The sequence below is a fragment of the Aquisphaera insulae genome, assembly GCF_011064615.1.
GTDB lineage: Bacteria > Planctomycetota > Planctomycetia > Isosphaerales > Isosphaeraceae > Aquisphaera > Aquisphaera insulae.
In genome coordinates this window covers 1-22251 of the sequence record NZ_JAALJH010000066.1, presented here as the reverse complement: position 1 = coordinate 22251, position 22251 = coordinate 1, and the positions used below count along the sequence as shown (strand labels likewise).

The 22251-nt window shown below is 65.6% G+C and carries 9 protein-coding genes; 8 read left to right on the top strand and 1 reads right to left on the bottom strand.

Annotation, left to right across the window (positions count from 1 at the left end; all coding sequences use genetic code 11):
• Positions 1-11: 11 nt before the first annotated feature.
• The 8 genes from G6O54_RS26645 to G6O54_RS26610 all read left to right on the top strand — a co-directional run bounded on the left by G6O54_RS26645 (position 12) and on the right by G6O54_RS26610 (position 21566).
• Positions 12-1433, top strand: a complete 1422-nt coding sequence (locus G6O54_RS26645; protein WP_165230159.1) for a glycoside hydrolase family 125 protein — start codon at positions 12-14, stop codon at positions 1431-1433.
• A 363-nt stretch (positions 1434-1796) separates the two neighbouring features.
• Complete coding sequence (locus G6O54_RS26640) at positions 1797-4337, top strand: beta-mannosidase (protein WP_165230157.1); 2541 nt, start codon at positions 1797-1799, stop codon at positions 4335-4337.
• Between the two features lie 22 nt (positions 4338-4359).
• Entirely contained in the window at positions 4360-5085 is a 726-nt protein-coding gene (locus G6O54_RS26635) for a hypothetical protein (protein WP_165230154.1), read from the top strand.
• A 166-nt stretch (positions 5086-5251) separates the two neighbouring features.
• Positions 5252-7162 (top strand): alpha amylase C-terminal domain-containing protein, encoded by a 1911-nt coding sequence (locus tag G6O54_RS26630; RefSeq protein WP_165230151.1) that lies wholly within the window; start codon positions 5252-5254, stop codon positions 7160-7162.
• Between the two features lie 343 nt (positions 7163-7505).
• Positions 7506-12575: a caspase family protein gene (locus tag G6O54_RS26625; RefSeq protein ID WP_165230149.1), complete on the top strand. Its 5070-nt coding sequence runs from the start codon at positions 7506-7508 to the stop codon at positions 12573-12575.
• A 494-nt stretch (positions 12576-13069) separates the two neighbouring features.
• Positions 13070-13936 (top strand): caspase family protein, encoded by an 867-nt coding sequence (locus G6O54_RS26620; RefSeq protein ID WP_165230146.1) that lies wholly within the window; start codon positions 13070-13072, stop codon positions 13934-13936.
• Positions 13937-14080: 144 nt separating this feature from the next.
• Positions 14081-16339 carry a caspase family protein gene (locus G6O54_RS26615; RefSeq protein ID WP_165230143.1) on the top strand — a complete coding sequence of 753 codons (2259 nt, stop codon included), beginning with the start codon at positions 14081-14083 and terminating at the stop codon, positions 16337-16339.
• Positions 16340-16850: 511 nt separating this feature from the next.
• The gene (locus tag G6O54_RS26610; RefSeq protein WP_250847104.1) at positions 16851-21566 is read left to right on the top strand and encodes a CHAT domain-containing protein; all 4716 of its coding nucleotides are present in this window, start codon (positions 16851-16853) and stop codon (positions 21564-21566) included.
• Positions 21567-21842: 276 nt separating this feature from the next.
• Here G6O54_RS26610 and G6O54_RS26605 read toward each other — a convergent pair.
• Positions 21843-22251 (bottom strand): hypothetical protein (locus G6O54_RS26605; RefSeq protein WP_165230137.1); only part of this gene is annotated, 409 nt, incomplete at its 5' end.

The following is a 22251-nucleotide window of genomic DNA, read 5'->3' as shown; positions in this document are numbered from 1 at the left end:
GCGAGCTTCGCATGCGTAACCGACGATCATTCCTCCGGTGGACCGCCGCCGCGGCGCCCTTCTCTCGGGCATTCCTGGCCCCGGCCGTCGCCGGGCAGGCCGAGGCCCTGCAAAGCCGCCGGCCGCCGGCCTCGGCGCGAAAGTTCACGAGCGAGGCCGTCGAGGCGAAGATCGCCGAGGTCAAGAAGGCGATCGCGGACCCGGAGCTCGCCTGGCTCTTCGAGAACTGCTTCCCGAACACCCTCGACACCACGGTCCGGACCGGCAAGAAGGACGGCAAGGCCGACACCTTCGTGATCACCGGCGACATCGACGCCATGTGGCTGCGCGACTCCACCGCGCAGGTCTGGCCGTACCTGCCCCTCGCCAAGGACGACCCGGCGCTCAAGACCTTCCTCGCGGGCGTCATCAATCGCCAGGCCCGTTGCATCAACATCGACCCGTACGCCAACGCCTTCAACGAGGGCCCGACCGGCAGCCACTGGGAGAAGGACCACACGAAGATGCGGCCCGATCTCCACGAGCGGAAGTGGGAGATCGACTCGCTCTGCTACCCGATCCGACTCGCCCACGGCTACTGGAAGACCACCGGCGACGCCTCCCTGTTCGACGCCGACTGGCGCAAGGCCATGTCGACGGTCGTGAGGACCTTCCGCGAGCAGCAGCGGCTCAAGGATCGCGGCCCGTACACCTTCCAGCGCGACACCGCGAACCCGACCGACTCGCTCCCGAATCGCGGCTACGGCAACCCGACCCGCCCCTGCGGCCTGATCCACTCCGGCTTCCGTCCCTCCGATGACGCCTGCATCTTCCCCTTCCTGATCCCCTCGAACCTCTTCGCGGTGACGTCGCTCGAGCACCTCCGCGAGATCTACGAGGCCGAGCTGGCCGACAAGTCGTTCGCGAACGAGTGCCACGAGTTCGCCGAGCAGGTCCGGGAAGCCGTCCGCGCCCACGGCCTGGTCGCTCGCGAGGGCGGGGACGTCTACGCCTACGAGGTGGACGGCTACGGCAGCCGGGTCTTCATGGACGACGCCAACGTCCCGAGCCTGATCTCGCTGCCCTATCTCGGCTGCGTGGCGGTCGACGATCCCACGTATCTGCGGACCCGTGCCTGGGTCCTCAGCGACGACAACCCCTACTACTTCCGGGGCAAGGCCGCCGAGGGCCTGGGCGGCCCGCACTCGGGCATGGACATGATCTGGCCCCTCGGCATCATCACCCGGGCCCTGACCAGCCGCGACGAGTCGGAGGTCGCCCGCTGCCTGTCCACGCTCAAGCAGACCCACGCCGGCACCGGCTTCATGCACGAGTCCTTCCACAAGGATGACGCCAAGAACTTCACGCGATCCTGGTTCGCCTGGGCCAATACCCTCTTCGGCGAGCTGATCCTGACGATCCACGACCGCTACCCGAAGTTGCTCCGCGGATGAGACCGTCGCAGCAACGCAAGCCGTGTCGATCGGGACTGCCCCCGTTGCGGAGGCCTGCACATGATGCTTGGCGAAGCAACTCGTGAATACGTGACCACCCGCGTGAGCGGGTGGTTCGGACAGGCGAAGCCCCCAACCTCCGGCGTGAGCCGGACGGACCTCGGGCGAGCGTCGGCCCGTCCGGCGGATCGCACTGACGTGCGAGGCTGGGGGGCTGCGCCCCGTCCGAACCACGATCTGACGATCGTGGTCACGCACACTTGCAGATCTGTTCCAAATGCCAATTGCTCGATGCCAATTCCTGCGCAAACCGTGACATTTCCCGGAACGCGAATTCTGACGTCTGGACGAAAGAGGAGCCCCATGTCCCCCCTCGGCCGGCTTGCTTCGGTCCTTCTCGCGGGAGTTGCTGTGGTAAACGTCACGGGAGCCAATGCGTCCGGCCCGTCGCACCTCGACCTGGGCGGCGCCTGGCGGGTGGTCCAGGAAGGGAGCCGCGACCCGATCCCCGCCAGGGTGCCGGGCACGATCCACACCGACCTGCTGGCCGCCGGCCAGATCCCCGACCCGTTCTTCCGCAACAACGAGCGGATCGTCCAGTGGGTCGGCGAGGCCAACTGGATCTACAGCCGGACCTTCGACGTCCCGGCAGATATCCTCTCTCGCGAGCACGTCCTCTTGCGCTGCGAGGGCCTCGATACCCTGGCAACCATCAAGCTCAACGGGGCGGAGATCGCCCGCACCGACAACATGTTCCGGACCTATGAATTCGAAGTGAAGAAACACCTGAAGCCCGGCGCCAACCAGATCGAGATCCGGTTCGATTCCGTGCTCCCGCTGATCCGCGAGAAGGAGACCTTTCGCAAGCTCCCCACCTGGGCCTACCCCGGCGCCGCTTACGTCCGCAAGGAGCCCTGCAACTTCGGCTGGGACTGGGGACCGACCCTGATCACCTGCGGCATCTGGCGGAAGATTGAGCTCGTCGCCTTCGACACCACCCGAATCGATGACCTGGCGATCCTCCAGGACCACTCGCAGCCCGGCAAGGTGGGCCTGACGGTGACGGCCCACGCCTCCCCCGCTCCATTCCCAGGTACCGCCGCGAAGGTGACCGTCCGACTAGGCTCGGATGAGATCGGGTCGTCCTCGTCCCCGATTCAGGACGGCAAGGCGAAGGTCGAGATTGCGGTGCCCGACCCGAAGCTCTGGTGGCCGACGGGCATGGGCGCCCAGCCGCTCTATGACGTGAAGGTGGAGCTGATCGACGGCGGTGGCCATGTGTTCGACACGTCGAGCCGACGGATCGGCCTGCGCACCCTCCGGGCCGTCGAGAAGGCCGGCGACGAGCCGATGCACCTGGTGGTCAACGGTGTCCCGTTCTTCGCCAAGGGGGCCAACTGGATCCCGCCAGACAGCTTCGCCACCCGGCCCACGAAAGAGATCCTCCGGCGCTTCGTGGCGGACGCCGTCGCGGCCAACATGAACTGCCTTCGGTTTTGGGGCGGCGGCTATTACGAGGACGACGACCTGTTCAACGCCTGCGACGAGATGGGGATCTGCATCTGGCTCGACTTCAAGTTCGGTTGCACCACCTATCCCTCGTTCGACGAGGCGTTCCTCGCTAACGTCAAGGAGGAGGCTCGCGACAACCTCAAGCGGCTCCGCCATCACCCGTCGATCGCCCTCTGGTGCGGCAACAACGAGATCGAGGCGTTTCGCGGCAAGGAGGAGTGGACGAAGGACAAGATGAGCGCGGGGGACTACTACAAGCTCTTCCGCGACCTCCTGGGCACCCAGGTCCGCGAGCTCGCCCCGCAGACCGACTACGTCACCGGCTCACCCGACTGCGGCGACGTCCATTTCTGGGACGTCTGGCACGGCGGCAAGCCGTTCGAGGTCTATCGCAACATCCACGGCTTCGTCAGCGAGTTCGGCTTCCAGTCCTTCCCCGAGCCCAAGACCGTGGCCACGTTCACCGAGCCCTCGGACCGCGAGTCGGTCTACTCGCCCGTGATGAAGTACCACATGCGGTCGAATCGCATGTACATGAATGTGGCCGAGGATGGGACGATCGGCACCGACAAGATCATGGTCATCGTCAAGAAATACTTCCGCGACCCGAAAGACTTCGAGAGCACGCTCTGGCTGAGCCAGATCACCCAGGCGTACGGCATCAAGTACGGCGCCGAGGGCTGGCGGCGCGAGATGCCGAGGTCGATGGGCTGCGTCTACTGGCAATACAACGACACCTGGCCGAGCACCTCGTGGTCCTCGGTCGACTACTTCGGCCGCTGGAAGGCCCTCCAGTACCTGGCCAGGCGCTTCTACGCCCCGGTCCTGGTCTCGGGCGTCGAGGACGCGAAGGCGGGTACGGTGGACGTCCACGTCACGAGCGACCGCCTGAGCGACGCGAAGGGGCAGGTCTGGTGGACCGTGACCGACGTCTCCGGCAAGACGCTCACGTCCGGATCGAAGGCCGTCGACCTTCCCGCCCGGAAGTCCCGGCTGGTCCAGTCGATCTCCCTGCAAGAGCTGCTCCGGGGCCGCAAGCCCGAGGACCTGCTGGTCTGGCTCAAGGTCGACGTGGACCACACCACCGAGTCCGAGAACCTGGTCACGCTGACCTATCCCCGCGCGATCCCGCTCGTCGATCCCCAGCTCACGTCCGAGGTCGTGGAGCACGACGGCCGGTTCAAGGTGGTCCTCCATTCAGCCCACCCGGCCCTCTGGACCTGGCTCGAGCTGGACGGGGTGGACGCTCGTCTCTCCGACAACTTCGTCCACGTCACCCAGGACCATCCGGTGACGATCGAGGTCTCGCCCGCCAGGCCGATGAGCAAGGAGGAATTCCAGAAGGCCCTGAAGGTCCGGAGCCTGTTCGACACGTATGCCAGGCCAAGCTGACGACCCGCTTTCATGGTGCCAGATGGGAATCGAAACCTACGAACTGCTGGCCAGGGTCGAGGAGGAATTCGGGGTTCCGAATGCCTTCAACGGGAAGGCGGACACGTTCGAGACCGTCGGCGATCTCCATCGGTACATCCTCCTGCACCGGCGGCCACGGCCCCCGGTGGCCTGTCTGACCGCAGCGACCTTCCGTCGTGTTCGTCGTGGGTTCGGTGCCGTGTTCGGTCTGCCGAGAGACCGTTTGCGACCTGACTCCCGCGTGGAGGATCTGCTGCCGCGAGCCAGTCGGCGACTGTCCTGGTCACGTCTTGAGGACTGCATCGGCCTGAGGCTGCCGTCACTCGATCCACCATCTCGAGTGCTGAAGTGGTGCCTCATTCTCAGTCTCATCACGTGGCCGCTCCCGTTTTCCATCGTCTTGGCGGCAAGTGGCATTGTCCCAGCGATGTTCTTCACGGTTCTTCCGTTCCCGTATCCGATCATCGCCGCGATGCTCGCCATGATTCTGCTCTTGGCGCTGACCCCGCTTCATACGGAGCCGCCCCAGGGTTGCGAGACGATCTCCGGCCTGACGCGGGCGATCGTGAAGGAGACCTACGGAGAGCAGGCCCTCCGGAAGGACCGGTGGGACGACCGGGACGTGTGGGAGGACCTGGTGTCGCTGATCGAGGAGTGGGGTATTTCCCGAGGCAGGATCTCGGCGAAGACTCGGTTCGTCGCGGATCTGGGAGCTTACACACTCTGAAGCACGGGGCGCCTGGATTGCTCACAGACGTTGAATTCTTGAACGGAACGGGTCGGATTTCCGTTGCCGAATGCCCTCGCTCCCGAATAGTCTGCTTGACGCACGATTCCGGATGTTTGCTGAGCTGTGCCCCGCACCCTGTCTCAGGCCATTTCGCGGAGAGCCCATGCCCGCTTCGCTCGACCACGTCACGCCCAGCACACCGATGGGGGCGAACCTGATCGCCGACGGCGCCACGTTCCGTGTCTGGGCGCCCAACGCCCTGGAGGTGTACGCCCTCGGCGACTTCAACGGCCGCGTCAAGGACGATTCGAGCCTGCTGACGAGGGACGGGGCCGGTCACTGGCGCGGCTTCTTCAAGGGGGCGAAAGATCGGGACCGCTACATCTTCCACGTTGAGGGAACGGGCAGCTCGGGGCCGAAACGCGACCCCTTTGCTCGCGAGCTGGAGACGCCCTTCCCAGGCGATTGCATCATCCGAACGACCGACTTCCCCTGGCACGAGACGGGGTTCGTCACGCCCCAGTTCCACAACTTCGTCATCTACCAGCTCCACGTCGGCACGTTCTACACCCCGAACTGGCCACGCAAGGCCGGCACCTTCCTCGACGTGGCCCGGAAGATCCCTCACCTGTCGGAGCTTGGGGTGACCGCGCTCCAGCTCTTGCCGATCCAGGAGTTCCAGACCGAGTTCAGCCTCGGCTACAACGGGACCGACTACTTCTCGCCCGAGATGGACTTCGCCGTCGAGGACGCGGACCTCCCGCCTTATGTCGCCGCCGTGAATCAACTGCTCGCCGCCCGGGGGCTGGACCAGTATGCGGTGGATGACCTGCGGGGCGAGATGAACCAGCTCAAGGCCCTGATCGACCTCTGCCACATCCACGGGCTGGCGGTGATCCTGGACGTGGTCTACAACCACGCCGGGGGCGACTTCGGCGACGAAAGCCTCTGGTTCTTCGACCGCCAGCCGACCTCCGGTGGGAAGCGGAACTCGCTCTACTTCAACGGGCACGAGCACGCGGGGGGCGAGGTCTTCGACTTCGGCAAGCCCGAGGTCCGCGACTTCCTGATCCAGAACGCCAGGTTCTTCCTCGAGGAGTACCGCGTCGACGGATTCCGCTACGACCAGGTGAGCGTCATCGACCATGACGGCTGGCCCAATGGTTGGTCATTCTGCCAGGACCTGACCTCGACCCTGAACCATCTCCGGCCGGGCGCGATCGACCACGCCGAGTACTGGGACGTCAATCCCTACGTCGTCAAGCCGCCGAGAGAGGGCGCGGGGTTCGACACCACGCTTACGGACGGCCTGCGGATCACCGTTCGCGACGTGATCGGTAATGCCGCGCAGCCCGATGAGCGGCCTCTCAACCTGACCGATCTCGCGGCCCGTCTCTGGCCCGATGGGTTTCCTCGTCAGTGGCAGTTCGTGCAGGGGCCCGAGAATCACGACATCGTGTATCGAGAACGAGAGCAGAGGATCGCCCGGCTCGGTGATTTCAACAATCCGCGCTCATGGTATGGCCGGAGTCGGGCCCGGGTGGCCACCGGCATCAGCCTGACGGCCCCCGGCATCCCGATGCTGTTCATGGGCCAGGAGTTCCTCGAGGACAAGCAGTGGGCGGACGACCTGAAGAACCATGCGAATCTGCTCCTGTACTGGGCCGGGGTGGAGTCGGGCGACAAGCAGATGCTCGACCACATCCGGTTCACTCGCGAGCTGCTGGCACTCCGATGGCGTCAGCCGGCCCTCCGCGGCGAGGGTTTCCGCCCGGTGCACGTCCACGATCAGAACCGTGTGCTTGCCTTCCACCGCTGGGTGCCGGGGGAAGGGCACGACGTGATGGTCGTCGTCCACCTCTCCACGTTCAACCGGTTCGATTACCGGATCGGCTTCCCGGGCGGCGGGGAATGGCGAGAAGTGTTCAACAGCGACGTGTACGAAAACTGGGTCAATCCGAACACGACCGGAAACGGGGGCCGCGTCTTCGCCGATTCCCAGCCGATGCACGGTTTCGACTTCTCCGCCCCGCTCGTCTTGCCGGCCAACGGACTCCTCGTATTCGCGAGGTGATCACCTTCCCCGTCGCTCACAGGACGACTCACCTCGCGTTCGGAGTTGAAAAATGTCTTACTTCAGACGGAAATGGAGAAACCCCACCGCAAAGTCGGTCATGGCAAGGCCCGGCAGGAGTTTCTCCCATGCGAAGGCCGCGACGAACGAGACGCCCTCTGAGCAGGTCTCGATCGGCTCCTGCCTGCGATTCTCGATGTCATCTCGCTGGGTTCCCTCATCACAAATCGACCTCACGAACGAAGTAGCAAGAGTGCGCGATTCGCCGCGGAACCAACGCTGATTCGCACAGGTGGAACTGGTCCGCTTGCCCACCCAAGGCCGACATCCCCGGAGCCTGGCCATGCCGCGAAGAGTGTGGATTGCGCTGGTACTGACGGTCGTTCTCCTGGGCGCACGCGCCAGCCGCGCTCAGTTCGGGGCTCCTGAGAACTCCCAGGGGAAGACAGCGTCCAGGGGCGCGGAACTCGTGCTTCCGGAGGGCCCTGACAAGATCGCAGACTATCACGCCCGGTACGCGATCATTGTGGGTATCGACACTTACCAGGGCGGCGAAAGTCGCCTGGAACCACTGCTGTACGCCGCGAACGACGCGCGCGAGCTCCGGGAAATTCTGGCCGCGGAATTCGCGTACACCGACGACCACATTCGTTACCTGGACAACGCCTCTGCCTCGCTGCACAACCTCCGCGCCGCGTTCGAGGAGTGGTTGCCGGGACGCGGTCTCAGGGAGGACGACAGCCTGCTCGTCTTCTTCGCCGGCCACGGCCTGATCGATCCTGGAGGTCGCGAGGGCTTCCTGGCGGCGGCCGATTCCCGGGCGGACGACCTCTCTGGCTCTTGCTTATCGGTGACATGGATCCGCGACACCATCGGGCGGCTCCCATGCCGTCACAAGCTCCTGATTCTCGACAGCTGCTACTCGGGCTCTCTCTTCGAGCGCCGCAATGCCCCTGCGCCCGCACGGGATCTCACCCCGGCGGCGGCCGGCACGCCAGGGCCGCAGCGTCAGGCAACACCGGGCGCCCGCTCGGACGCAGGCCAGCGCGGTCCGGGGCGCGTGGAGCCGGTCGGGGAGAATCTTGGCTATTACTTCCGTCAGCCAGCCTTCTGGGGCATGTCAGCCGGCCGCTACACGCCGGTGGCCGACGGGCTGGGCGCGGAGCGGCATTCGGTGTTCACGACCGCGCTTCTCAAGGTTCTCCGCGAGCGTGCCGACTCCGACCGGTCCGACCACGCCTTCACCTTCCGGCAGGTGGCCGCGCGGGTCGAGGGCCAGGTCGCCAACGCATTGAACAGCCGCCAGATTCCCGACTGGGGCCAGCTCGGCCCCGGAGACGGCGACTTCGTGTTCCGGGAAACGGCCCAGCGGCTCACCCCCGGAGAGCGGAGCCGGCAGCGCCAGGCGATGATCGCTGTCGACCGAAGTCTGGAGGAATGGTCCGTCGGCCGCCACGAGCTGGCCACCCACCGCCTACTCCAGGCCTACCGGCTGGCGCCCGAGCGTGGTCCGGCCCGCGAAGGCATCCGGAGTCTCCTCGCCGACCGCCTGGGCCACCTCGAGATCATCGTCCGGCACCAGGCTCCCGTCGACCTCGTGGCGTTCAGCCCGGACAGCCGGACCATCGCTACCGCGGGGTACGACAAGACCGCCCGCCTCTGGGACGCCGCGACGGGCCGCACGCTCGGCCCGCCGATGCTCCACAAGGACCGGGTGCTCGCGCTCGTCTTCGCTCGCGACGGGAAAACCCTCTTCACCAGCGGCGGTGGCCTGGACCGGGTAGTGCGGGCATGGGACGCCAGCACGTCCCGCCTTCTCCGTGATCCGATGCCCACGCTGACTCGAGTCAACCAGCTCGCCGTGTCCGCGGACGGACGGATGCTGGTCGCAGGGGGGCTGGTCGGCGCCGGGTTCCATTCATGGAGCCTTCCCGACGGCAAGTCTCTCGTCCAGCAACCGTTCTCCGGACTGGTGGCGCTCGCGCCGGACGGGGCCACGTACTACCGCGGCTTCCAGCTCTGGGACTCGACGACGGGCAAGCCGGTCCGGCCGCTCGCCGGGGGCCAAGGAGGGGACATCGAGGTCGACTTCTCTCACGGCGGTCGCGTCCCGTTTCTCGTGGTCCGGACCGCAACAGGGACAGGCGCGGGGGGGAGTCTTCTGCAGAAATTCGACACGACGAACGGCCGGCCGCTCGGTCAACCGATCCAGGGCCCCAGCCGGGTCGTCCTGATGAGGATCTCACCTGACGACCGCTCCGTCGCCCTGGCGACCGACCTGGGTGTCTACCTGATCGACGTCGAGACGGGCCGCCTCGTGTGTCCGTTCTTGCAGCACCCAAAGCCTGTCCTTGCCCTGACGTTCAGCCCTGACGGCCGAATGATCCTGACCGGCAGCCAGGACGGCCTGGCCCGGCTCTGGAACACGGCCAACGGCCGTACAATCGGAGAGCCGTTGCGGCACGACGACAGCGTGCTCGCCGTCGCGTTCAGCTCCGACGGCCGCTCGTTCGCCACGGCGAGCGCCGATGGCACCGCCCGGGTCTGGGGTCCACGCGCCCGCCCGGAGTCGCTCGGTGTGACCGTGCGAACCCTCTGGGGTGAACTTCCCAAAGCCGATGCGCCGGCCAACCCCGACGCCGGCACGGTCCTCGCGGTCACGCCCGACGGCCGGCGGTTCCTGCGTGATCGCCGCGTGTGGGACGCCGAAACCCTGAAGCCGATCGGAGAGCGGATCGAGTTTCCGGACCTCCGCAACCCGGCCCACGCGATCAGTCCCGACGGAACGGTCGTGCTCTCGAGCGGGGTCAACGCGATCACCAACTCGCTCCTGCAATTCCGCGAGGGGTCGACCGGAAAGCTCCTTGCCGAGTACGAGCAAGGCTATGCGGGGGGCTATGCGGTCATCTTCCTGCCCGACAGCGCAGGAGTCGTCGGGACGTACGTGTCCCAGAACATGGAGCTCTACGCGACGCGCAGGAAGAGCCAAACCACCAGATCCTACGGTCAGGGTGTGGGGCGTCTCCGGGCGATCAACCCGCAGGGCAACCGGTTCGCCCTTGCCGAAGGCAAGGATGGCGACCGGATCCAGATTCGCGACGCGCGCGGCCAGGCCATGCACGACGGGCTGACGCATCCGCGCGGTGCGGATGTCGCGGCCTTCAGCGGCGAAGGAGCACGCGTGGCGACCGCCGCCGGAAACCAGGTCTGGGTCTGGGAGGTTGACACGGGCAAGCGGGTCGCGGGACCGCTGGCGCAGGCCGAGGTGGTCTCCGCACTGGCAGTCGACCGTCCAGGAGGAGTTGTCCTGGTGGGCGGCGAACGGGGAACCTTCCGGGCCTGGGACGTCGCAACGGCTGCGCCTCGGGGCGAGCCGTTCCGGATGGACGGCCGGATCCATGCGGTCGGCTTCTCGGACGATGGCCGCCGCGCGTTCGCCCTCGACGGTCGGCTCCGCCGGTTCGACCTTGCGACGGGCCGGCCCTCGGGCGATCCGATCGGGGAGCCGCCCCCCACGCTCGTTGTCACGGGCCCGGGCGGCCGGTCTCGCGCGGAGAGCCGCGGCGTCAGTACATGGCTTCGTGACGCGGCCGATGGTCGGATCGTACACGGACCCCTCCACCACGAAGGGCCGGTTTCCCACCTGGTCTTCAGCCCCGACGGTTCGCTCCTGGCGGTCGAGGGCTCCGACTCCGTACAGCTCTGGGAGGTTGCTTCGGGGCGTGCCCGCGCCGAGCCGCTCCGACTGGCCGGCGACAATCTGTTCCATCCCCCGATCTTCAGCCCCGATGGCACCACCATCCTGGTCCGCGGGCGGATGGCCGTCGGTCTTTTTGACGCGACGACCGGCGCCCGTCGCGGGGCGCCGCTGACTCACCCGGCTCCCAATCCGAAGGACTATCGAACCTCCCTCGTGGGAAGCCAATTCAGCCCCGACGGCAAGGCGCTCCTCACCCAATTCGGCGACAACTCGGCACGACTCTGGGACGTGTCGAGCGGCACGGCTCGTGGCATACCCATCCGGCCCCGGTTCTCGTCGTCCCGCGCGGGGTTGGCGGCCTCGATCATGATCCTTCCGGATGGCCGAGGTTTGGGGTTCGACACGTTCACGGGCAGGCCCCTCGGAATTCAGGCGGGAGGATCCGGAGCCGGGCAGTTTCTGACAGCGTTCCGCCCCGACAGTCGACAGCTCGCCGTGGCCCACGGGCGGTCGCTCTGGTTCATCGATGTCGCCAGCGGGCTCGCCGACGGCCCCGAGATCGCAACCGCCGAGCCGATCGGCCTGCTCGCATATTCCGCCGACGGCCTGAGTGTTTACGGCAGTGGCGTTGAAGGTTCGTTCCGGGTGTGGGACGCGGCCACGGGCCGCCCCTGGCTTCGTGAATTCTCCCACGCTCGTCCGATCGAGCGCATCGAGGCGGGCGCCGACGGCACCGTCACCACTTACGAGGTGAAGCCGGTCGACAGCCTGAGCATCATGAGTATCGACTCGGGCAACCGACCGCCTCCCAGGGCGCGGCGGTGGCGTTTCCTGCCCGCTCCCTTGCCCACGGACTCCGATCGGCTCGAGGCGATACTCACCCCGCGGACCGGACTCAAGCTTGACGACCTTCAGGAGCCGGCGCAGGCTCCGTACGCTGAATGGGAGTCGTCGTGCCGAGAGCTCGCCGCGTCTTCACCCGCCGACGCCCAGGCCGATGCGTCGATCGCGGAGAGCTTCGATCGCGGAATTGCGGAGCTATGTGAATCCGAGGGCCGATGGTATGCCGCGAAATTCCACCTCGACCGCCTCACGCGAACCTGGGCGGACGACCCCGACCTGCACGCACGGTGGGCGACCGCGGCGGCCGAGCTGGGCCACTGGCAAGACGCCGCCCGAGGATTCTCCACGGCCGCGCGTCTCCAACCCGGCGCCGTGAAGCCGAGGATCTTGCGAGGGTTCGTGCTCCTGGCACAGGGCGACCTGTCCGGCTACCGCACGGCCTGCCGTGAGCTGCTGTCTGCGATGAATGCCGAGAACGACCCCAGGCTCCTCTGCCTTTACGTCCGCCTCGCGGCCGCTCTTCCAGACGCGTTGCCCGACCCCAAGATTCTCTCCACCCTGGCAGAGCGGGCCCACAGCCGGTACTCGGGAGACTGGGAGCTTCCATTCGTGAAGCACTGGGCCGCACTCCGCGGTGGCCATGCTGCCGACGTCATCAAGTCGGTTCAGCCATTCGAAACCGTCGTTGGCCCTGACCACTCGAGCCTCTGGGGGTTGGCTCTCATCGCCGCCGCCGAGCGCCAGCTCGACCACGCCGAGAACGCAAAGGCCGCCATGGAGCGGGTCACTCGCGTCTTCCAGCGATCGAAGAATCTTCGCTGGGACGAACGCGTGGCGATCGAATTCCTACAACGCTCCGAGGCGAAATAGCTCGCCTGAGGCGGACCTTCCGACCACCCATGGAACGGTCATCGCCACGGATGTCGATCGGCCGTTCGATGGGGCGTTGGCGGAGAACCCACCGCGCTTGCACTCGAATTCGCCCCGTCGCCTTGCGATTGGCCAACTCACATTCGTGTCCACCATGCGTCAAGGGCGGCGGGAGCGGCCTGATTGTGCCGTGCTGATTTGTAAAGCAATTTTCTGCAAACGTTCTTGACACCGGACATGCAAGCAGGGAGGATCCTTGCGGCTGGAAACGCGCCCAATTTGCCTGGCCAGAGAAGGCAAGGCCTCCCTGTCAAGCATGTCCTGAATCGCACCTTCGGTGCCCAGCTCCCAAGCCGACAAAGGGGAATACCATGCGATTCGCTCGAAGGAGTTTCCTCAGAGGCACCGGTCTGGCGGCCATGGGGGCGAGCGGGATAGCCTGGAGTCTCGGGTTTTCCGAGGCCGTGGGAGCCGAGAAGTCTCGCGGGATTGCGATGACAATCGGACTGAACCGACTCAGCCCGACCGCGTATCCGGGTGCGCCGCCGCTGCGCGGAGCCGTCAACGACGCCAGGGACGTCTTCGATATCGCCCGCCTCCAGGGCTTCGAGTGCAAGAGTCCCTTGCTCGATGAGGCGGCCACCGCATCGGCGGTGATCAGCGGGATTGAGGACGCCGCCAGGGAACTCAGGCAGAGCCCCGGGGGTATCTTCCTGATCCAGTACGCCGGGCATGGTTGCCAGGTTCCGGACCGTAATAGTGACGAGCCAGACGGCCTGGATGAAACCTGGTGTCTCTACGATCGGATGCTCCTCGATGACGAGCTCGGCCGCCTCTGGACCAGATTCCCCAGAGGTACGCGAATCCTCATGATCTCAGACAGTTGCCACAGCGGCTCGGTGGCTCGGGGCGCCGACGATGCCTTCGTCGCGGCGGTCCAGCGAGCGGGAGCGGGCCGTGGCGATGACGACAAGGAGAAAATCCTCAAGGAGGTTGTGTTTCGCTACCTGCCCAGCGAAGTCGCCATGGCCGCGTACCAGCAGCAAAGAACCGTCCTGAATGGAGTCTCGGACACCGTCGGCAGCAGGGAGATGGATGACCAGGGTATCGAAGCGTCGGTGCTCCTGCTCTCCGGCTGTCAGGACAACCAGCTCTCCGCCGACTTGCATCGCAACGGCCTGTTCACGTCGAGGCTCAAGGAGGTCTGGAACGACGGCAAGTTCAACCGAATCCAGAGGCCGAATTACCGTTCCTTTCACTCCGCGATCGTCAGCAGGATGCCCATGACGCAATGTCCGAACTTCTATCCGATCGGCGAGCCGAACATCGCGTTCTGGATGCAGAAGCCGTTCACGATCTGAGTCCAACCTGAATGGTGTGACGTCACGATCCCAAGGGGAAGCCGATTCGCCGTTTCCGAGAATCGTTGTGCGTCCGTCCCACGACGTCCGCCTGCTCGGCCGCACCCTTCGCCGCTCGCGGAACCTCCTTGAGAGGAACCAACCATGACTCACGCCAGGTCACCTTTCTGGGCCGCCGTCGGATTGGCTGGCACGCTGCTGTACGCTGGGCTTGCCCCACAGGCGCTTGCAGAACCGCAAGCAGGAGCCCGTAAGCTCGCTCTCCTCGTCGGCATCAGCAGGTACGAGCGTCCTGAGCGCTACCCGCCGAAGAACAAGAGCCAGCAGCCCCCGGACTGGTGGAATCTCAATACCAGGAATGACGTCGAGCGGATCAATCTGGTTCTCCGCGACCGATTTAAGTTTGTGCCCGCCGACGTGCTCGTACTGACCGATGGTCAGGCGACCCGACAGGGGATCATCGATGCGTTCCGAAGCCATCTCGTCGACAAGGCTCGTCCCGGTGACATCGTCTACTTCCACTACTCGGGCCATGGGCAGCAGATTCCCGATGACAACGGCGATGAGATCGACGGGCAGGACGAGTCACTTGTCACAGCGGACTACGTGAGCCAGTCGGCGCTTGACAACGCCCGTTCCAACCTCCGTGACGACACCATCGGGCAACTGCTCGCGGAACTGAAAGCACGGATGACCCCGCCCGGAGCCAGGAAAGTGCTCGGGAATATCACCCTGACGTTCGACTGTTGCTTCTCGGGGTCGGCGACGCGAGGCGGCAACCTCCCTCAAGGCTCGGGGCGTTTGCCAAACCGTGGGCGCGGCTGGATCGAGGAATACGAAGGCAAACCGCTCGACGGTCCCAGACCTGTTCCGTCGGCCCAGACGCGTGCTCGAGGTACGGCAGACGACAGCAGCGGCTTGCTCGACGCCGGCGAGGCGGTCGCGAGCGGCTACGTCTTGCTCACGGCGACCCGGAGCGACCAGGTCGCCAAGGAAAAGCGGGACGAGAACGCGATCCCGATGGGAGCGTTCAGCTACTACTTCGTCCGTGCGCTGGACAAGGCGACAGCGCGGACGACGTACCGCGACCTGTTCGAGCAGGTCAGTTCTGAGTTGACGGGTGACATACCCGGTCAGGATCCCACCAAGGAGGGGGAGGACAGCAGCCTGCTCTTCTCCGGCACTGCGGTCCCGGCCGACCCTTACCTTCTGGTCGAGGACTTCGACGAGACTCAGGGCGTGGTCACGCTCCCCGCAGGCAGATTGCAGGGGGTGACCGCGGCCTCGCGGTACGCGATCTTCCCTCGCGGCGAGGACGTCAAGGATAAGGAGAACCAGTTCGCCGAGGCCGTGGTCTCGGACGTCAAGACGACAAGCAGCGTCGCTCGACTCGAAGGTGACCGGGTCAAGTGGCCCCCGGCCAGGGAATTCAAGTCGGCACGCGCCGTCGAGACCAGCCACGGCTTCGGCGATTGCGTGCTGCTGCTCTGGCTCGAGGGCATCGACGGTCCGATCGCCAGGGAGATCCAGAAGCTCAAGGTTGTCTCGTCCAAGGATGTGACCAAAGAGACCTACGAGGTGTTCGTTCACCCCGACGAGACGGATCCGCTGAACAACATCGTTGTCGAGCGCAAAGACGGCGGTCTCCAGAAGTTCAGCACGAAATCGCCCGAAACCCCGAAACGAATCCGCGAGGAGTTGTTCGGGGCCTGGAAATGGAAATATCTCTCCAGACTCAACAACGGTGGCCCCGACAGCCTGATCAACGTCGACCTGCGACTCGTCGCCGTGGACGTGCAGTTCACCGCCGCGCACAAGGTTGATCTGACCAAGCTCAAGGTCCGTGAGGACATCAAGCCGGAGGGCAGGCGGATTACCGTGACCGAGGGCGACTTCGTCATGCTGGAGGTGAGGAACCTCTCCGAACGCCGTCCGGCGTTCATCACCGTGCTGGACATGACCCCGACCCGGGAGATCACGGCCGCCTTCCCCTATTTCGGCGAAGTGCCCAAGTTCGAGGCAGCCCCGGCGGCCGAGAACGCTCCATGGGTCTCTCTGAGGCAGTACCTCTTCAGGACGAAAATGTCTACGGACAAGGACAGCGAGGTCGACCGGTACAAGGCGTTCGGCACCATGGAGGACGCGAACCTCAACGCCCTGGTGTTTCAGCGTCAAGGCGAGCGTGGGGGTGACGAGGTACGGCGAGGAGTGGCCAGGGGGCGCGGCGGCCCGAACCACGGGCTGGCCCGACTGCTCGGCGCGGCGGTGCTGGGAGAAGACCCCGACCCGCCTCCGAATCAGGGCCCACCCCCCGCGCAGCTTCGAGGTGCCGATCCGCTGGTGGCCGAGGTCACGGATTGGGGTACGGCGGAATTCGTTCTGGAAGTGAGGCGGAAGAAATGACCCGGTCCGCCCGCCCACCCCACGCCGGCCCGTCTCGCTGACAATATCAAATGAGTATTGAATCATCTGATAGGGCGTCATTCCAGGCTCGCAAGTTCTCGACAGAGCATCTCCAACGGGAAAGAGATACCTCGCCATGAGAGCTTCCCGATCGACCTGGGCACGCATCGGCACCGGCATGCTTGCGCTCGGTTTTGCCGTGGGCTCGTTGACGAGGACGGCGGCCGCCCAGGCATCGAGTCAAGTCCCGGCCGAGGCAAGGCCCGAGCTACCTGTTCTCGTGAGCGACGACTTTCAGGCCGACCGCCGTCCGCAGCACCGACTCCAGGGCCCGGTGACCTGGAAATCTGGCCGCCTTTTGGTCCACCCTAAGGGCCAGTTCACAGTCGCGTCCAACGGCGCCCCATCGGGTCGGTTCGAGCTCACGTGGTCGATTCCCGAAATTCCGCCACCCGCTCAAGGCACGACTCCCGTGGCGACGAGTTCGACCAGGTTGGATTGTGCGTTGACGGTGAAACTGGTCATCCCGAATCGCCTCCCGATCCTGGTGACCTGGTCGGGAAACGGCGAGGGTACACACGATCAATTAGCGGTCCAGCAGAAGGCCGACAAGGAAGCGTTCGGCATTTCACGACATTTCGTCACCTTGCCTGGTCGCACCCTGGAAGGCAACTGGAGCGTGAGCTGGGAGCACGGACGGCTCCTCGTGGAGTCTCGCGGCGAACGCTGGATCGACGCATACCTGCCGGGTGAGCTCACCGACGGCCCGACCGAGATCACAGCCATCGTGGCCTATGGCCAGGTCTCCATCGCACGCTTTGAACTTCGCAGTGCGAATGCAAGTGCGATCAATGCGGCCGGTGCGAAGGCGCTGCGCGATGCCTCCGAGGCGTCCTTCGAGGCGTCCGGCCTGGTCCGGGCAGGACGTCCTGCCGACGGACTCGATCGGGCCCGGAGACTGTTGCGGGCCCTTGAAGCCGAGGGCCTCGAAGCGACCTGGCCCGGGGTTTATTCCCGGATGCACCTTCTGGTTGCCGAGGCGGCCCTGCTCGCCGGAGCCTACACGGAGGTCGCCCCCGAGGCGGAGGCTTCGCTGACGACTGTGCTTACGCGCTGCGGTCCCGCTCACCCTCGAACACACGTGGCGTTGACCGGCATCGATCGCCTCATCACCGCGTTGCTGGACCGCGTCGTACGCAACCCCACGCAGGCCGATGCGAACGCCAGCCTCGCTGACCTGTCCGCCCGCATGGTAGCGCGTCTCGGGCCGAACCACTGGCTTGCCCGGAGCGCCCGGGTTGCCTCTCAGGACGCCCGAGGTCTCGCAGGGGTCAACCACGACAGCTCTCGGCGATTGGTCCAGGCGCGAGACGCCGGACTCCAGGCACGAGTCCACCTTCGGGAGGGAAAGTTCTCGGATGCCGCCACCGAGGCCGGCAAGGCCGTCGCTCTGGCTCGCTCATCGGGCCTGAACGCCCCACTGGAAGTGGTCGATGCGCTCACGGGGATTGGACTGGCCCAGGCAGCTCAGCACGACGGTGCCAGGGCTCTTGCTTCGTTCAGCGAGGCATCCTCTCTCTGTGAGGAGGCGCTCGGTGCACATCATCCCCGCTCGGCGTCCACGCGGAACAATCTGGGCGTTGCGTTATTGCTCAGCGGTCGATATCGGGATGCCGCGGCCGAGGCGAGAAACGCCTACCTTGCAAGAGCTGAGTGCCTGGGGCGTCACGACCCCGGGACATGGCAGGCACTTCGGAACCTCGGCGAAGCGGAGCGACTCGCCTACGGCAAGTCGGAGTCGGAGTCGGAGTTCCGCCGATCCCTCTTCGAAGCCGCCGCCATGATCGAATCCGGAGCCCACGATGCGGCTCCCGATTCTGCCGACTATCAACTTGCGGCGATGTCGAGGTCTCCGGCCCCGATACTCACCTTCGTCGCGGTCATCCCCGTTCCCATGACGCCTTCAACGTTGGCCTGGCCCCAGGCTGCTCCCATCTCCCTGCTCGAAGATCCGAACGCGTTCGAACTCGGTCGAGCACGCGTCCTCCGACGCATGGCAAACTCTCCCGAATCCAGCAGCTTCGTCATTTCGGGCACCCCTCAACCTATTAGCCTTGCGCAGAAAAGCACCGAGATCCTCACGACTCTGCTCGGCGAGGACAACCCCTGGACCATCCTCTCGTGGCTTGCAGCGAACCGCAATCAAATCCATAGGCTGCCGGCGGTTGAGAAATGCACACGGGCCTTTGGGCCTGAACATCCTGCCACGGCCATCATCGCCAACAACAGAGGTGTCCTGCTTGTCCACCTCGCGATGATCACGCCATTCGAGCCGTTTCCGCCAACTCAGCAGAAGAAGCGTGACGCTCTGGCGAGTGCTGAGAAACTCTCCCGTCTCGCCTGTCGCATTCTCCAGACGCGTCTGGGCGAACGACACCCTCAACTGGCCGCTGCCCGGTTCCAACTGGGGATCATACTCTACCACGAAGGATTGACGGCCGAGGCTCGCGAGCTGCTCGAGACGTGTGTGGCAGCGGACCGTGAGGCCCTCGGGTCGGCTCACCCTGAGCTCGCCTCTGCCATCAACACGTTGGGCACTGTCCATTACCGCAGCGGTCGCTACCCTGAGGCACGCGTCTGCGTTGAGGAAGCGATGCAGTTGAGGAGTCGCGGGCGCAAGGACCGCCCCAGGGACGCCGATTCGTCACTCAACGATCTCGGCGTCATCCTCCGTGCGCAGGGCGATCTGGTCACCGCCCGTCGTTTCTTCGAGACGGTTCTCCGTGCGATCCCGGCCGGCGATATCACGCGAAGCGATCTTGGCCGCGCGGCGGCACAGAACCTCTCGACGGTCCTGATCGAGATGGGCGACTTCTCGGAGGCACGGCGACGTTTCGGCAAGCCGAATGACTCCGGCAGTTACAAGGACGTCAGCACTCGGATCAATCTCGGGACGATCGCGCTCGTCGAGGGAGACGACACGTCAGCCGAACGCCTCTTCCGCGAGGTCATCGAGTTCGCTCCCAACAACCACGTGGCCGTGAACAGTCTCGGTGTCATCGCCCGCAAGCGTGGCGACATTCCCGGGGCGATCCGCCAGTTCGAGCAATCGCTGGAAGGTCGGGTGAAGTCGTTCGGGGCCGTCCATCCCGAAACGGCTCTTTGCCGCGTGAGTCTCGGCATCGCCCGGGCCCGCAACGGGGAGTTCGAGGAGTCGATCAAGCAGCTCACGGGCGCAGCGGCCATCTACCGGGACGTCCACGGTTCGCAGAGCCCGCAGTACGCCGACACGCTCCGGCGCCTGGGGATTGTCCTGGTGATGGCGGGACGTCCCGCCGAGGCCATGAAGCCGCTCGAGGAATCCTTGCGGATCAAGCGGTCGATGGCGGAAGACATCGTACCGACGCTCTCGGAGGCCGAAGCCCTGGCCTTCGTGGCCACCCTGACCGAACGTGATCCCGCTCTGACGGCCCTTCGCCTGACCGGGTCGGATGCGGAGACCGCATACCACGTCGTCTGGTCGACACGCGCCATGGTGTCCCGGGCCCTGGCCGAGCGCAAGTCTCTGATTGAAGCCAACCCGACCGCAGCCGCCCAGCTCGACCGGCTTCGCGCCACGCGATCTCAGCTCTCGGCTCTGACACTCTACCCAGAGTCGATTCGTCAGAATCCGGCCGAGCGCAAAGCCCTGCTCGAAAGCCTGACCGAGACGAAGGAGCGCCTCGAACGCGAGCTCGCCCGGAACTGTGAGGGCTACCGGAAGGAGACCGCCAGGTTGCGGTCGCGCTTCACGGATCTCGCCCACGCGTTATCCGAGGGGGTGGCCGTCGTCGACTTCGTGAGATATCTCGACTGGTCGGACCCGAAATCCGCCGCCCCGGGCAATCAGCCAGCTCCGCGCTTCGCGGCCTTCGTGCTCCGGAACGAAACCCGGGCGCCGGGATATTGCCTGGCACGTGTGGAACTCGGGCCCGCATCGCCGATCGACCGGGACATCGCAACCTGGCGGTCCTGGATCCAGGCTGGGAACCGAGGTGCGGTTCCGGTGGAGGTCGAACGAGGGCCCGATGACGAGTCAAGCCCGGAGGCCGCCAGGAGCCGCCTTCGGGAAAAGCTCTGGACCTCCCTTGAACCGCATCTCGCCGGCGCCCGAACGGTGGTCATCATCCCTGACGGCTCCCTGACCCGGCTTCCCTGGCCGGCCTTGTCGGGGCGGTCCCCGGGCCGCTACCTCATCGAGGACATCGCGATCGCGACCGCGACCAGCGGGCAGCAGATCCTCGCCGTTCTTGGCTCGAAGGGACCGGACGCTGGGCGGGTCGTCCTGATGGGCGGGGCGGCTTATGACGTCCCGGCAGAAGGCGAGCCCGTCGAGCCCGTGCTCGCCCAGTCGCGTGTCGTCGGTGTCAGTCAGAACCGATGGACCTATCTCCCGGGAACGACTGTTGAGGTCGAGCGGATCGCGGCTGAAGCCCCTGCCGCGGACGCGGTCACCCTCTTAAGAAGTAGCGCCGCGAGCGAGCCCGCACTCGGCCGGGAAATTGCACTCTCTCGCTTCGCCCATCTGGCCACTCACGGGTTCTTCACTGGTGCCAAGGTCCGCTCGGTACTCGATCCGACACCGGCCCTCGATCCGGCCGACGTGGAGCTGCTCATGTCGCAAGCGACGCGAAAACCGCGAGTAGAGCTGTCGGCTCTCGGGGAAGCCGCCGGTCGCAACCCGTTGCTCCTCTCGGGACTCGTTTGCGCGGGGGCCAATCAGCCGCTCGAACTGGACGCCTCCGGCCTACCGGCCGCCGCCGATGGCATTCTCACGGCGGAGGAGGTCGCCTCCCTCAACCTTCGGGCGACGGATCTCGTGGTTCTCTCCGCCTGCGAGACCGGGCTCGGTGATGTCGGCGGGGGCGAAGGCGTGTTCGGTCTCCAGAGAGCCTTCCATCTCGCGGGTGTCCGCACCACGGTTGCCAGCCTCTGGAAGGTCGACGACGTTGCAACCAGGGCCCTGATGGTCGAGTTCTACCGAAATCTATGGCACAAGAAGCTGGGAAGATTGGAGGCCCTGCGACAGGCCCAGATCGCGATGCTCCACCGGTACGATGCTCACCGCGGGTCGCTCAGCGAGGCCGTCCCCTCCCCCGAGACGACAGCTCATGGACAAGATCGCAAGACTGATCGACCTCACCTTGGACTCTGGGCCGCGTTCGTCCTCAACGGAGATTGGCGTTGAGAAGGTATCGAACCCGCTCCGCGGTCGAGAGTCGGTTCGATGACCGGATCGGGTATCCGGGTGCCGGTGAGTGGCGGGAAGTGTCCAACCGCGACGTGTACGAAGCAAGCGGAGATCGGCAAGGTCAATCGTGCAGAGTCGATGACCAAGCATTATCCGGGGTTAGGCTCAATACCGTTCAACGAAGGCTCGTCTCGTCTCGTCTCGTCTCGCATCGCGAAGGCGGATCGTGAACATCCTGGCAGGCAAGGAGTGTCTCCGGGTGGCCGTGGTGTGTCACGCGCCACAGTTGTTTGCCGGCAAATCGGCCACGGTTGTTTTCCGCCGTCGCGACCGGGGGCCGGGGCGGTGCCGATGGTTGCTGACATCCAGGCCGGTGATCCGCTCCGTGGTCAGCTCGTCGGCCTCCAGCCGGCGGTAGCAGACCCCGTCCTTGTCGTGAACCAGCCAGGCGATATCGTATGGGTCCAGCGACACGAAGACCCGCTTCTTCTTCAGCCGCGAGCCCACGTAGCGGCTCCGGCTGCACAGCGAGATGCCCCCCCCCTCGTCCACGTCTCGCCTCACGCAGTAGGTGGCCAGGTGGGCCAGCGCCGCGGGCAGGCTCCAGGTCGCCGCCTCATCCTCCGCCCGATATCGCCGGCCCGAGTGCCGCAGCTTCGGGAACGCCTCCATCCGGCTCGCA

Excerpts from the sequence above, each read along its gene's own strand:
- G6O54_RS26645 (WP_165230159.1), top strand. The coding sequence starts at position 12 with ATGCGTAACCGACGATCATTCCTCCGGTGGACCGCCGCCGCGGCGCCC.
- G6O54_RS26635 (WP_165230154.1), top strand. The coding sequence starts at position 4,360 with ATGGGAATCGAAACCTACGAACTGCTGGCCAGGGTCGAGGAGGAATTC.
- G6O54_RS26630 (WP_165230151.1), top strand. The coding sequence starts at position 5,252 with ATGCCCGCTTCGCTCGACCACGTCACGCCCAGCACACCGATGGGGGCG.
- G6O54_RS26620 (WP_165230146.1), top strand. The coding sequence starts at position 13,070 with ATGACAATCGGACTGAACCGACTCAGCCCGACCGCGTATCCGGGTGCG.
- G6O54_RS26625 (WP_165230149.1), top strand. The coding sequence starts at position 7,506 with ATGCCGCGAAGAGTGTGGATTGCGCTGGTACTGACGGTCGTTCTCCTG.
- G6O54_RS26615 (WP_165230143.1), top strand. The coding sequence starts at position 14,081 with ATGACTCACGCCAGGTCACCTTTCTGGGCCGCCGTCGGATTGGCTGGC.
- G6O54_RS26640 (WP_165230157.1), top strand. The coding sequence starts at position 1,797 with ATGTCCCCCCTCGGCCGGCTTGCTTCGGTCCTTCTCGCGGGAGTTGCT.